At 62.7% G+C, this 12,754-nt stretch carries 10 protein-coding genes; 8 read left to right on the plus strand and 2 right to left on the minus strand.

Translation table 11 applies throughout. The features are described 5' to 3' along the window. The first annotated feature begins 5 nt into the window (after window positions 1–5). The 8 genes from nuoJ to LA321_RS18095 all read left to right on the plus strand — a co-directional run bounded on the left by nuoJ (window position 6) and on the right by LA321_RS18095 (window position 10,117). Window positions 6–548, plus strand: a complete 543-nt coding sequence (gene nuoJ, locus LA321_RS18060; RefSeq protein ID WP_042069683.1) for an NADH-quinone oxidoreductase subunit J — start codon at window positions 6–8, stop codon at window positions 546–548. After that, entirely contained in the window at window positions 545–853 is a 309-nt protein-coding gene (gene nuoK, locus LA321_RS18065) for an NADH-quinone oxidoreductase subunit NuoK (protein WP_026458085.1), read from the plus strand. The genes nuoJ and nuoK overlap by 4 nt, the downstream gene beginning before the upstream one ends. Continuing rightward, window positions 850–2,697: an NADH-quinone oxidoreductase subunit L gene (nuoL, locus tag LA321_RS18070; RefSeq protein WP_042069686.1), complete on the plus strand. Its 1,848-nt coding sequence runs from the start codon at window positions 850–852 to the stop codon at window positions 2,695–2,697. The genes nuoK and nuoL overlap by 4 nt, the downstream gene beginning before the upstream one ends. A 97-nt stretch (window positions 2,698–2,794) precedes the next feature. Then, on the plus strand, window positions 2,795–4,333 hold the full coding sequence (nuoM, locus tag LA321_RS18075; RefSeq protein WP_042069687.1) for an NADH-quinone oxidoreductase subunit M: 1,539 nt from the start codon (window positions 2,795–2,797) through the stop codon (window positions 4,331–4,333). Then, the gene (gene nuoN / locus LA321_RS18080) at window positions 4,330–5,793 is read left to right on the plus strand and encodes an NADH-quinone oxidoreductase subunit NuoN (RefSeq protein WP_042069688.1); all 1,464 of its coding nucleotides are present in this window, start codon (window positions 4,330–4,332) and stop codon (window positions 5,791–5,793) included. The genes nuoM and nuoN overlap by 4 nt, the downstream gene beginning before the upstream one ends. 208 nt (window positions 5,794–6,001) lie before the next feature. Next, window positions 6,002–7,135 carry an FIST signal transduction protein gene (locus tag LA321_RS18085; RefSeq protein ID WP_082043363.1) on the plus strand — a complete coding sequence of 378 codons (1,134 nt, stop codon included), beginning with the start codon at window positions 6,002–6,004 and terminating at the stop codon, window positions 7,133–7,135. Then, window positions 7,132–8,574, plus strand: coding sequence for an HD-GYP domain-containing protein (locus LA321_RS18090; RefSeq protein WP_042069691.1), 1,443 nt, complete (start codon window positions 7,132–7,134; stop codon window positions 8,572–8,574). The genes LA321_RS18085 and LA321_RS18090 overlap by 4 nt, the downstream gene beginning before the upstream one ends. Window position 8,575: 1 nt before the next feature. After that, window positions 8,576–10,117: an HD domain-containing phosphohydrolase gene (locus tag LA321_RS18095; protein ID WP_042069693.1), complete on the plus strand. Its 1,542-nt coding sequence runs from the start codon at window positions 8,576–8,578 to the stop codon at window positions 10,115–10,117. A gap of 46 nt (window positions 10,118–10,163) precedes the next feature. Here LA321_RS18095 and LA321_RS18100 read toward each other — a convergent pair whose 3' ends face one another. Together LA321_RS18100 and LA321_RS18105 are read right to left on the minus strand one after the other, a co-directional pair. Next, complete coding sequence (locus LA321_RS18100) at window positions 10,164–12,053, minus strand: DEAD/DEAH box helicase (RefSeq protein WP_042069695.1); 1,890 nt, start codon at window positions 12,051–12,053, stop codon at window positions 10,164–10,166. 180 nt (window positions 12,054–12,233) lie between these two features. Continuing rightward, window positions 12,234–12,695 (minus strand): hotdog fold thioesterase, encoded by a 462-nt coding sequence (locus LA321_RS18105; RefSeq protein WP_042069696.1) that lies wholly within the window; start codon window positions 12,693–12,695, stop codon window positions 12,234–12,236. Between the last annotated feature and the right edge of the window lie 59 nt (window positions 12,696–12,754).

Genomic DNA, 12,754 nt, shown 5'->3' on the forward strand with positions numbered 1-12,754 from the left:
CAATCATGGAACTGGCATTCTATGCCTCGGCCCTGGTGGCCATTTACAGCACGCTGCGGGTGATCAGCACCAGCAATCCCATGCACGCGCTGCTCAATCTCATCATTTCCCTCATCGCCGTGGCCATGATCTTCTTCTGTCTGGGCGCCGCCTTCGCCGGTGCCCTGCAGGTGATCGTCTACGCCGGCGCCATCATGGTGCTGTTCGTGTTCGTAGTGATGATGCTGAACCTGGGGTCGGCCCAGGCCCAGGAGAAGAAGTGGCTCACCCCCATGACCTGGGGCGGCCCGGCGCTGCTCTCCCTCATCCTGCTCGGCTTTCTGGCCTACGGCATCCTCGGGGTGACCGGCGGCCAGCTGGGCATCGGCGAGGTCACCGCGAAAGAGGTGGGCGTGGTCCTGTTCGGCCCCTATGTACTGGCGGTGGAGCTCGCCTCCATCCTGCTGCTGGCGGGCCTGGTGACCGCCTATCACCTTGGGCGTGAGGACAAGAGCGGTGAAGTGCTCTCGGTGCCCCGCCCCCCATCTCAGGAAGGAGGTCAGCAATGAACACCATCCCCATGGAGCATGGCTTGCTGCTGGCGGCAGTGCTCTTTTGCATCGGCCTGTGCGGCCTGCTTATTCGCCGCAACCTGCTCTACATCCTGATGAGCATCGAGATCATGATGAATGCCTCGGCACTGGCGTTCGTGGTAGCGGGTAGCCGCTGGGTCCAGGCCGATGGCCAGATCATGTACATACTGGTGATTTCTCTGGCGGCAGCGGAGGCCAGTATCGGCCTCGCCCTGTTACTGCTGCTCTATCGTCGTTACCACACCCTCAACGTGGACACTGTGAGCGAGATGCGCGGATGAGCCTCCTATACCTGACCTTTCTGTTTCCGCTGCTGGGGTGGCTGGTGCTGGCCTTCTCCCTCGGTCGTTTTGGCGAGCGCACCTCGGCCCTGATCGGGGTGGGTTCCATTGGCCTGTCGGCCCTCACCACCCTCTGGGTGGCCATGGATTTTCTGGCCAATCCGCCCGCGGGGGGCGTCTACCTCCAGACCCTCTGGCAGTGGATGGCGGTGGGCAACTTCACGCCGACGTTCCGCCTGGCCCTCGATGGCCTGTCGCTCACCATGCTGGGGGTGGTGACCGGGGTGGGCTTTTTCATCCACCTGTTCGCCTCCTGGTACATGCGCGGGGAAGAAGGGTATTCGCGCTTCTTCACCTACACCAACCTTTTTATCGCCAGCATGCTGTTCCTGGTGCTGGCCGATGATCTGCTGTTTGTCTATCTGGGCTGGGAAGGGGTGGGGCTGTGCAGCTACCTGCTGATCGGCTTCTACTACCAGGATCGCAACAACGGGGCCGCCGCCCTCAAGGCGTTCGTGGTGACCCGGGTCGGTGACGTCTTCCTCGCCATCGGCCTCTTCCTCCTCTATCGGGAGATGGGCACCCTCAACATCCACGAGCTGCTGGTGCGCGCTCCCCTGATGTTTGCCGAGGGCTCCCCTGCCCTGTCGTTGGCCTGCCTGATGCTGCTGGGCGGCGCCGTCGGCAAATCGGCCCAGCTGCCGCTGCAAACCTGGCTGGCGGATGCCATGGCGGGCCCGACTCCGGTCTCGGCGCTGATCCACGCGGCCACCATGGTGACCGCCGGTGTCTACCTGATCGCCCGCACCCACGGTCTGTTCCTGCTGGCCCCGGAGATCCTCCACCTGGTGGGCGTGGTCGGCGCCATTACCCTGGTGCTGGCCGGGTTCGCCGCGCAGGTGCAGACCGACATCAAGCGGATCCTGGCCTACTCCACCATGAGCCAGATTGGCTACATGTTCCTCGCCCTCGGGGTCGGTGCCTGGGAGGGGGCCATCTTCCACCTGATGACCCACGCCTTCTTCAAGGCGCTGTTGTTCCTCTCCGCCGGGGCCGTCATCGTGGCATGCCATCACGAGCAGAACATCTTCAAGATGGGTGGACTGAGAAAGAGCCTGCCGCTGGTCTATGCCTGCTTCCTGGTGGGGGGCTCGGCGCTCGCCGCGCTGCCGCTGGTCACCGCCGGTTTCTACAGTAAGGACGCCATCCTGTGGCAGGTGCAGGCATCCGGCCAGAGCGTCCTGCTGTGGGCCGGTCTCGCGGGGGCCTTCCTTACCTCTCTTTATACCTTCCGCCTCATCTTTATCGCCTTTCACGGCGAGGCGAAGACCGAGACCCATCCCGGCCATGGTCTGGCCCACCACCTGCCGCTGTTGGTGCTGCTGGTGCTCTCCACCGGCATCGGGGCGCTTATCACCCCGCCGCTGGCTGGGGTGCTGCCGGCCGGTCCTGGCGATGGCATCGAAGAGGGGCGCCATGCCCTCGAGATCCTCTCTGGCATCATCGCCATCGCGGGAATTGCGCTGGCCGCCTTTCTGTTCCTTGGCGAGCGCCGTCTGGCCACGGCCGTGGCCAACAGCGCGCCGGGCCGCCTGCTCAGCACGCTCTGGTTCAACGCCTGGGGCTTTGACTGGCTTTACGACCAGCTGTGGGTCAAACCCTACTTGCTGGCGACCCGGCTGCTGGCCCGCGATCCTCTGGATCGCCTGATGAACCTGCCGGCCTGGCTGGCCCTGCGTGGCAACCGGCTGCTCGCCTGGAGCGTCAGCGGCAAGCTGCGCTGGTACGCGGCCTCCATGGTGATCGGCGCCGCCCTGGTGCTGGCCCTGTTGCTGCTGGGGTGAATCATGACCAAACCGATACCCGTACAGCCAGCCTGCTTGCCCTCCCCGATGGAACGGGGGACGCAACCTCATATGAACTTGAACGAGAGCTGATACCGTGACCTTACTCTGGATCTTGTTAATTCCCTTTATCGGCGGCGTGATCTGCTGGCAGATGGAGCGCCTCGGCGAGCAGTTCGTCCGCTGGGTGGCCTTGCTCTCCATGGGGGCCAGCCTGCTGCTCGCCTGCGCCATCTGGCTCGGGGGGGATTTCTCCCTCGCCACCACGGCGCTCGACAGTGGCACCACTCTCGCCCCCGCCTGGGCCGCCGAGTGGCGCCTGCCCTGGATCCCCCGCTTCGGCATCTCGCTGCACCTGGCGGTGGATGGCTTGTCGCTGCTGATGGTGATCCTCACCTGCTTCATCGGGGTGCTGGCCATCCTCTGCTCCTGGAAGGAGATAGTGCAGCGCATCGGCTTCTTTCACCTCAACCTGCTCTGGATCCTGGGGGGCGTGCTCGGGGTCTTCATGGCGCTGGACCTGTTCCTCTTCTTCTTCTTCTGGGAGATGATGCTGGTCCCCATGTACTTCCTGATCGCGCTCTGGGGTCACTCGGTCACCGACGGCAAGTCGCGGATCAACGCCGCCACCAAGTTCTTCATCTACACCCAGGCGAGCGGCCTCATCATGCTGGTGGCCATCATAGGTCTGGTACTGACCCACCAGCACGCCACCGGCGTCTTCACCTTCAACTATCTGGAGTTGCTCAATACCCCGATGAGCAAGAGCGTCCAGTGGCTGCTGATGCTGGGCTTTTTCATCGCCTTCGCGGTCAAGATGCCGCTGGTGCCGCTGCACGGCTGGTTGCCGGATGCCCACAGCCAGGCGCCGACCGCGGGTTCCGTGGATCTGGCGGGGATCCTGCTCAAAACCGCCGCCTACGGCCTGCTGCGCTTCGCCCTGCCCCTGTTCCCCGAGGCCTCGGCCGAGTTTGCCCCCTACGCCATGGTGCTGGGCCTTGTCGGTATCATTTACGGCGCCGTGGTGGCGTTTGCCCAGACCGACATCAAGCGGCTGGTGGCCTACACCAGCATCTCCCACATGGGCTTTGTGATGATCGCCATCTATTCCGGCAGCGAGCTGGCCCTGCAGGGGGCCGTGGTACAGATGATCGCCCACGGGCTTTCTGCCGCCGGCCTCTTCATCCTGTGCGGCCAGCTCTACGAGCGGCTGCACACCCGGGATCTGCGCCAGATGGGCGGTCTGTGGGGACGGCTGCGCTACCTGCCCGGCGTCATGCTGTTCTTCTCGGTGGCCTCGCTCGGGATGCCGGGCACCGGCAACTTCGTCGGCGAGTTCCTCATTCTTATCGGTAGCTTCCAGGTCGCCCCCGTCATCACCGCCGTGGCCACCTTCGGCCTGGTGCTGGCTTCGGTCTACTCCCTCATCATGCTGCAGCGCGCCTGCTTCGGCCCTGCCAGGAACGAGGGCGTGCTCAGGGGGCTCGATAGCCGCGAGCTGACCATGATGCTCACCATCGCAGGCCTCCTGGTACTGCTTGGCCTCTATCCCCAACCCGTGCTCGATACCGCCAGCAGCAGCCTTATCAACGTGCTGCACTGGTATCTGCTGCCGACCGCAGGAGCCTTGCAATGACGTTCACCGCTTCCCAACTGCTGGCCCTGCTGCCCCTGCTGCTGACCACAGGGGCCATGGCGGCCCTGATGCTGGCCATCGCCTGGCGCCGCTGTATCACCACCGCCTATATGGTCACCATCGTCGGCCTCAACCTGGCGCTTTTTTCGCTACCCATCGTGATGGCGCAGGGCGATCAGGGAGTCACCCCGCTGCTGCAGGTAGACAGCTACGCCGTCTTCTACATGGGGCTGGTGCTGGTCGGCGCCCTGGCCACCTGCACTTTCGGCCAATCCTGGCTGAAAGCCTATCCGGACAACCGGGAGGAGTTCTTCCTGCTGCTGCTCATCGCCACCGCCGGTGGCCTGGTGCTGGCCTGCTCCCGCCATCTGGCATCGCTCTTCATCGGGATCGAGATGCTGACCCTGCCGATGTTCGGGCTGGTGGGCTATGCCTATCGCGAGCGCCATTCGCTGGAGGCCAGCATCAAGTACATGGTGCTCTCCGCCGCCGCCACCGCCTTCCTGCTGTTCGGCATGGCGCTGCTCTACGCCCAGGCGGGTAGCCTGCGCTTTAGCGATCTCGGCCTGACCCTGGCCCAGAGCCCGGCGCACCATCCCCTACTGATGGGCGGCCTTGGCCTGATGCTGGTGGGCTTTGCGTTCAAGCTCTCCCTGGCCCCCTTCCACCTCTGGACCCCGGATGTCTATGAAGGGGCGCCGGCCCCGGTGGCCACCTTCCTGGCTACCGTGAGCAAGGTAGCAGTGTTTGCCGTACTGCTGCGTTTCTATCTGGCGGTGCCGGCAGCGGCCGACCCCATGATCCACTGGCTGCTGGCGGCCATGGCGGTCATCTCCATCCTCATCGGCAACCTGCTGGCGCTGGTGCAGACCAACCTCAAACGGATGCTGGGTTACTCCTCCATCTCCCACTTCGGCTATCTGCTGGCGGTGATCGTGGCGAGCCGTATCGGCCAGATGCCGGTGGAGGCCGCAGGCGTCTATCTGCTGATGTATCTCTTCACCAGCCTGGGGGCCTTCGGGGTGGTGAGCATGATGTCGAGCCCCTATCGCGGCAAGGATGCAGACTCCCTGCACAGCTATCGCGGCCTGTTCTGGCATCGCCCCTACCTGACCGCGGTGCTGACCGTGATGATGCTGTCGCTCGCGGGCATCCCCATGACCCTCGGCTTCATCGGCAAGTTCTACCTCATCGGCGTCACGGTGGAGGCCCGGCTCTGGTGGCTCTCCGGCGCCATAGTGCTCGGCAGCGCCCTGGGGCTTTTTTACTACCTCAAGGTGATGGTGACCCTCTATCTGCGCGAACCCGGCATGCAGCAGCGCGATGCCAGCGCCGACTGGGCGCTCTCCTCCGGCGGCGTGGTGGTCTTGCTCTCCGCCGTCCTGGTACTGCTGCTGGGGCTCTATCCCCAGCCGGTCATCAGCCTGGTGCAGGGCTTTCAGCAGGTGGTGTTGCAATAATCCTTCCCCCTCAAACCGGCAGCCCGGGCTGCCGGTTTTCTCTTCCCGCAACGTGTCCCGCTTCACACGGCCTTGCCTGTTTATGCCAGGCTACTGCCCTGCTGCTTTCTTATTCCTGTCATTTTTTCTACTGATATTAATGAGATAGATATCACCTGCCGGTTCTGCTATTGATATGGTTATAAGTGTCTGGAATGGAGTTCAGATGATGAAGCAACAGTATGTTGATCAATTCAGCCCGACAGCACTGACCGCGCTACTGGCCTCCTATCAGGGAACGACGCTCACCCTCTTGCTGGCCGAACAGGATCGGGAGCAGGTCCCTCTCCTGCAGGCGCTATGCAATCGCTTCAGCATTACCCTGGATGGCGCCATCTTTCCCCAGCTGCTTGGCCGGCAGGGCTTGCTCTCCCGGGGCGCCTGGCTGCTGCCCCGCCCACAGCCTTATCACTGCGCTCTGGTTTCCCTTGCCCCCCTGGCCGATGCCGAACAGATAGCCCAAGGGATAGCAGAAGCGGTGGAAGCCATGCTGGCCACCTGGTCCGCCGCCACGCCGCCAACCCTGTTTCTCACCTTCGATTGCATGATCCCCAACATCGCCTCAGCCCTGGAGGCGCTCTACCTGCGTCTCGCCAACCGGGTCAACTATGCGGGGGTCAATGCCGGCAGTGGCCAGTTTCAATCCATCCCCTGCCTGTTTGACAACCACAGCCAAATCGCAGGCGGGGTCACCTGCGCCCTGCTGCCCTGTGACAGCTTTCCCTTTCTCGAGCATGGCTACCAGCTTTCGGCCCAGCCCATGCTGGCCACCAGCAGCGAAAACAACAAGGTGGCCTTCATCGACTGGCAACCTGCCTTTGGCAAGTACCAAAGCCTCATCGAACAACATTTTCAGCACACCCTGCAGCCTGAAGAGCTCTATCAGTTTGCCGTACACATGCCCCTTGGCCTGCTCAGGGCCAATGACGATGTGATCGTCAGGATCCCGGTGGGGGTAACGCAGGAGGGTGCCCTGCTCTGCACCGGCGAGGTACCGGATCACAGCATACTGACCCTGCTAAGAGCGCCAGAGAGTACGAGCGAACATGCCACTGCACTGGCCACTCGCCTCGCCCGTCAGCAAAATCTGACACCGGCGCACCTGCTGGAGGTCTACTACTGCGCGGGAAGGCAGCTTCACTTCGGGGAGCAGAGCGCCGCTGAGCTGGCGACCCTGCTAAGCGCCTCGGGGGCTGGCGAGCTGGCCGGGGCCCTCTCCCTTGGCGAGATTGGCAACGTGCGCCGCGGAGATTACCCCCAGTTCCATAACGGCGCCATTTTGTGCAACGGGGTGCGATTATGAACAAGGATCATGCCATGGCCATCGTCTGCGATCTGGCGCTCTGCATCGGTCGCGAAGTGACGCTGGATGCCTTGCTCACTAAGGTGCTGCAGCGCTTCATGTACCACTGTGGTACTCCGGTCGGCATGGTGCTGGAGCATGATGAGGCGGGCTACCGGCTGCTCAAGGTGATCGGCGATGATGCCCTGAACCGGCAGTGCGGCAGTTCCCTGCCGCTGCCCTCATGGCTAGACGAGGGAGACGAGTGCATCCTGCCGCACCCGCTCCCGCTGCCTGGCCGGCGCGTTTACCATCATGTTTATCGCCTCAAGGTGGAGGGGGGGTATCTCATCCTGCTGCTCTCGTTGCAGCAAGAGCCCGCCCACGCCATCTGCCAGCTGTTCAACCCCGTGCTCGGTAACCTGGCGCGCGCCATCCAGCTGTGCAAGGACAGCGAACAGCTCGCCCTGCGCCAGCAGGCCGAGCTGCAGGATCTTCAGCACTTCAATCAATCCCTGCTCAAGGCGATCCCCATTCCGGTCTTCTATCAGGATGTCGAGGGGCACTTTCTTGGCTGCAACCCGGCCTTCAGCCAGCTGAGCGGCATCAGCAAGAGCGACCTGCTGGGCCAGCGGGCCGAGGATCTGCTGCCCAAAAACCTGACCCGGGCCTATCTTGCCAAGGATGCCGAGCTGCTGCGAAACCGCCAGCCCCAGCGCATCGAGCTGAAGTTGCCCAATGTTCACGGCCGCTACTACGAAATGATCTGCTTCAAGGATCTCTTCTATGACCATCAGGGGACGATCGCGGGCATGATAGGAGCCCTGGTGGACATCACCCTTCTCAAGGAGAGCGAACAGCACCAGCGCGACCTGCTGTTTCAGACCATTTCCGCCCTCTCCAGCGCCATCACCCATAAGGAGCGCAACAGTGCGGGGCACGAGCTCAGGGTGCACGATCTGGCGCTGGCCATCGGCCAGGCAATGCAGCTCTCCCAGGACAGGCTCGACGGACTGGGACTCGCGGCCATGGTGCACAACATCGGCCTGCTGCAGATACCGAGCGAGCTTATTACCCGTCCCCGTGAACTCAGACCCGTAGAGTTCGCCCTCATCAAGCAGCATCCCCAGGCCGGGTACGAGATCCTCAAGCAGATCGATTTTCCCTGGCCGATCGCCACCATAGTGTTGCAGCATCACGAGAATCTGGACGGCAGCGGCTACCCCAACGGGCTCACGGAGAGCGCCATCTGCCTCGAGGCCAGGATCATCCGGGTTGCCGACTCCCTGATGGCCATGACGGCCCATCGCCCGTTTCGGCGCGCCATGCCACTGAGTGATGCCTTTGCCGAGCTCACCCGTTATGCCGGTATCCATTACGACGAGAGCGTGGTCAATGTCTGCCTCTCGCTCTGGCAATCCGGCTATGGCTTCACCCCACAGATGGACAAGGCAGGATAGTATGAGCGACATCCTGATCCCCACGCCGGCCCTGGCCGCACTGCAGGCCCCGGGTTCCGTCAAGCTGCTGATCCAGTTGATGGATCAGCTGCCATACCGGATCCTGCTCAAGGATATCCATTTCACCTATCTGGTCTGCAACCGCCTGCTGGCCAGCGATCTCGGCCTGCCGGTCGAGCAGATCACCGGCAAGCACGACGAGGACTTCTTCCCGCCGGAGCTGGTGCAGCGCTATCGGGAGAATGACATCCGGGTCATGACCCAGCAGGTCAATCATCACGCCGAAGAGCCCTACCTCAAGGGCGGCGAGTCCCGCTGGCTCAGTACCACCAAGTTTCCCCTCTACGATGACGAGGGAACCGTGGTCGGCGTCGGGGTTTTCTTTGAAGACATCACCGAGCAAAAAGAGCAGCAACTGAAGCTGCAGCAGCTCAGCTGGACCCAGCAGGCCATCAGCCGTGCCCACCACGCCCTGCTCAAGCCGGGAGATACGCATCTGTTGCTGCAGGATCTCTGCGACGCCATCACCTTCGATGGCCGCTTCCCGCTGGTGGCCGTGTTGCAAGCCTCACCGATCCCGGGTCAATCTCCTCTCGTGCTGGCCCGTGCCGGTTATGCCGAGACACTGGAACAATCGCTCTGGCTGCAGGATGAGCCTCTGGCTCTGGCAATCCGTGAGCAGCGGCGCCTCAACCAGCGCCTGCCCGACAACGAGCCCGCCCTCCTGCGTGCTCGCCTGCTGGTACCGCTGATCTTGCAACAGGATTTGGCCGGCGCCCTGGTCATCCACAGTGATCAGGCCAGGCTTTTTAGCCGGGAAGAAGAGGAGCTCTTCATCCAGCTGACCGACTATCTCGCCTATGGTCTGCAGGCCCGCCATACCCAGCAGGCCTACCAGAGCTCCCAGCAGGAGAAGATATTGCACGCCCGCCAGCTGGAGCTGGCACTGGAAGATGCCCTGGGCGCCATCGCTGCCGTGCTGGAGCAGCGGGATCCCTACACCGCCGGCCACCAGAAACATGTGGCCAAGCTGGCCCACGCCATCGGCCGGGAGCTGAAGCTGGAAGAGAAGCAGCTGCGCGGCATCTATCTGGGGGCCATGGTGTACGACATCGGCAAGATCCAGGTCCCCGCCGAGATCCTCACCAAACCGGGCCGCCTCACCCAGCTTGAGTTCGAGCTGGTCAAGGAACACCCGGCGATCGGCTATCAGGTGCTCAAGGACATCGCCTTTCCCTGGCCCATCGCCCGGATGATCCACCAGCACCACGAGTACCTCGACGGTTCCGGCTACCCGCAGGGGCTCAAGGGCAACGAGATCCTGCTGGAGGCACGCATCCTCACGGTGGCCGACATAGTGGAGTCCATGTCCTCGGATCGCCCCTATCGCGCCTCTCTCGGCATCCCCCAGGCCAGAGAACAGATCATCCAGATGCGCGGCACCCAGCTCGATGCCGAGGTGGTCGATGCCTGTTTGCGGATCCTGGATCGCGGCGACTTCGTCCCCTTGCAACTGGGCAACCCCGCCATTGCAAACGGATAAAAAAAGGCCGCTCGATGAGCGGCCTTTTTGATGGTCAATTCAGGGATCAGCTGTCGCGGCGTTTGCCACCGAACTTGCGCTTGTCAAAGCCGCCTTCGCGACGGTCTTTGTTGAACGGGCGGTCACCCTGCGGGCGGCGATCCTTGTTGAAAGGACGGTCGCCACGGAACGGACGATCACCGCGCGGCGGACGGCCACCGGTGTTGCCGCCGGCAGGCACTTCGGTGTAGCGGGTGATCTGCAGCGGACGCTGGCAGACACGGGCCTTTTTGATCACTTCCAGCACCTCGGCGCTCATGCCCTTGGGCAGATCGACGGTGGAGAAGTCATCGGCGATATCGATGTTGCCGATGAAACGGCTCTCGATGTTCGCTTCGTTGGCGATGGCACCGACGATCTGGCCCGGCTTGACGCCGTGGTGGGCACCCACGTCAACGCGATAGCGCTCCATCTCCACGTCCGGGTTGTCTTTGAGCGGACGCGGCTCGAGAGACGGCATGCGACGGGCAGGACGATCGCCACGGTCGTGGAAATCGCGGCCACCGAAGTCACGGCCACCGTCACGACGGTCGAAACCACCGCGATCGTTGCTGAACAGCGGATCCGGCACGGATTCGTCCAGCAGCAGCGGCTGATCACCCTGTACCAGCTTGGCCAGGGCCGCAGCCAGCTCCAGCGGATCGGCAGAATCTTCTTCGATCAGCTCGTTCACCAGGGTGTGGTAGATCTCGAGCTCTTCACCCATCATGGTTTCGCGGATGCGCTCCTTGAACTTGGCCAGACGGTGCTGGTTGATGTCCTCGGTGCTCGGCATCTTCATCGGCTCGATGGCCTGACGGGTAGCGTGCTCGATGGCGCGCAGCATGCGGCGCTCGCGCGGGGCCACGAACAGGATGGCTTCGCCTTTACGACCGGCACGACCGGTACGACCGATACGGTGTACGTAGGATTCGGTGTCGTACGGAATGTCGTAGTTCACCACGTGGGTGATGCGCTCGACGTCCAGACCGCGGGCGACCACGTCGGTGGCGATCAGGATGTCCAGCTGGCCCTGGCGCAGCTTGTCGACGGTACGCTCACGCAGCTTCTGCGGGATGTCGCCGTGCAGGGCTTCACAGGCGTGACCACGGGCGGCCAGCTTGCTCGCCAGCTCTTCGGCGGCATTCTTGGTACGCACGAACACCAGCAGGGCTTCGTAGGACTCGACTTCCAGCAGACGGGTCATGGCGTCCAGCTTGTGCAGACCGGTCACCTGCCAGTAGCGCTGGCGGATGGTGGTCGCGGTGGCAGTCTTGGACGCGATCTTGATCTCTTTGGGCTGCTTCAGGTGCTTCTGGGCCACACGACGGATCTGCTCCGGCATGGTGGCGGAGAAGAGGGCAACCTGACGACCGGCCGGGCACTGATCCATGATCCAGTCCACGTCGTCGATAAAGCCCATGCGCAGCATTTCATCGGCTTCGTCCAGCACCAGAGCTTTCAGGCCGGAGAGGTCCAGGTTCTTGCGACGGATCAGATCCATTACGCGGCCCGGGGTACCCACGACAACCTGGGCACCGCGACGCAGGGCGCGAGTCTGGGTTTCGTAAGAGGAACCACCGTAGATGGGCAGCACATGGAAGTCCGGCATGTGGTGAGCGTAGCGTTGGCACGCTTCGGCTACCTGCAGGGCCAGTTCACGAGTCGGCGCCAGCACCAGGATCTGGGTGTTGCGGTTACCGGCTTCCAGACGTGACAACAGAGGCAAGGCAAAAGCAGCGGTCTTCCCTGTACCGGTTTGTGCCTGCCCCAGCAGATCGTGCCCAGCCATCAGGTGGGGAATTGCTGCGGCCTGGATGGGAGACGGGCGCTCGTAGCCCACGTCCTGGAGCGCTTTCAATACAGGCGCGGCCAGTCCAAGCTCACTAAAAAGGGGCAGTTGTTCGGTATCAGACATAGATTCTTCCAGATTAAGGCAGGCGGCTAACACCGCGGAATAGCAAAAAGGCGGCGATTATAGCGCCACTTTGTTCTGCTGTCTTGAAAAATGTGATAAGCCTCTCAAGACGTTGGCAATTATAGAGGGATCTGACGAGTATGGCTTGCTTATTTTGCACTCATGGTGCGTTATTGCGGATCACGCTTCGCCGGAGTCCTTGCTCCGCTTGTACTTGAGCACCGCCATGGTGAGCCGGCTGGTGCACAGCAAACGTCCCCGTTCATCCCGAATTTCAATCTGCCACACCTGAGTCGTCGCCCCCAGATGCAGCGGCGAGCAGCGCCCTGTCACCGCCCCTTCGCGCTTGGCGCGCAGATGATTGGCGTTCACCTCCAGTCCTACGCAATAGCTGTCTGGCCCCACTGCCATATTGGCAGCCAGGGATCCCAGCGTCTCCGCCAGCACTACTGAAGCGCCGCCGTGCAGCATACCAAGGGGCTGATGGGTGCGGTGATCCACCGGCATGGTGGCCTCCAGCCAGTCGGGACCAAAGGCGGTGTAGACGATATCGAGGTGGGCCATCAGGGTATTGCGGGAGGTGGCATTGAGCCCCTCGAGGCTCATGGATTTATGCCAGATGGGGGTCGTCTCTTGACTCATGAGAACAGGACTCCTTGTGATTCATTGCAGCGAAGAAAAACGCCCCGAACCAAATGATC

The organism is Aeromonas enteropelogenes, from assembly GCF_020097295.1.
In the GTDB taxonomy this organism is placed as follows: domain Bacteria; phylum Pseudomonadota; class Gammaproteobacteria; order Enterobacterales; family Aeromonadaceae; genus Aeromonas; species Aeromonas enteropelogenes.

What these genes read in the sequence shown, in the direction of transcription:
- nuoJ (WP_042069683.1), top strand. Translation starts at nt 6, where the DNA reads ATGGAACTGGCATTCTATGCCTCGGCCCTGGTGGCCATTTACAGCACG.
- nuoK (WP_026458085.1), top strand. Translation starts at nt 545, where the DNA reads ATGAACACCATCCCCATGGAGCATGGCTTGCTGCTGGCGGCAGTGCTC.
- nuoL (WP_042069686.1), top strand. Translation starts at nt 850, where the DNA reads ATGAGCCTCCTATACCTGACCTTTCTGTTTCCGCTGCTGGGGTGGCTG.
- nuoN (WP_042069688.1), top strand. Translation starts at nt 4,330, where the DNA reads ATGACGTTCACCGCTTCCCAACTGCTGGCCCTGCTGCCCCTGCTGCTG.
- LA321_RS18085 (WP_082043363.1), top strand. Translation starts at nt 6,002, where the DNA reads ATGAAGCAACAGTATGTTGATCAATTCAGCCCGACAGCACTGACCGCG.
- LA321_RS18090 (WP_042069691.1), top strand. Translation starts at nt 7,132, where the DNA reads ATGAACAAGGATCATGCCATGGCCATCGTCTGCGATCTGGCGCTCTGC.
- LA321_RS18095 (WP_042069693.1), top strand. Translation starts at nt 8,576, where the DNA reads ATGAGCGACATCCTGATCCCCACGCCGGCCCTGGCCGCACTGCAGGCC.
- LA321_RS18100 (WP_042069695.1), bottom strand. Translation starts at nt 12,053, where the DNA reads ATGTCTGATACCGAACAACTGCCCCTTTTTAGTGAGCTTGGACTGGCC.
- LA321_RS18105 (WP_042069696.1), bottom strand. Translation starts at nt 12,695, where the DNA reads ATGAGTCAAGAGACGACCCCCATCTGGCATAAATCCATGAGCCTCGAG.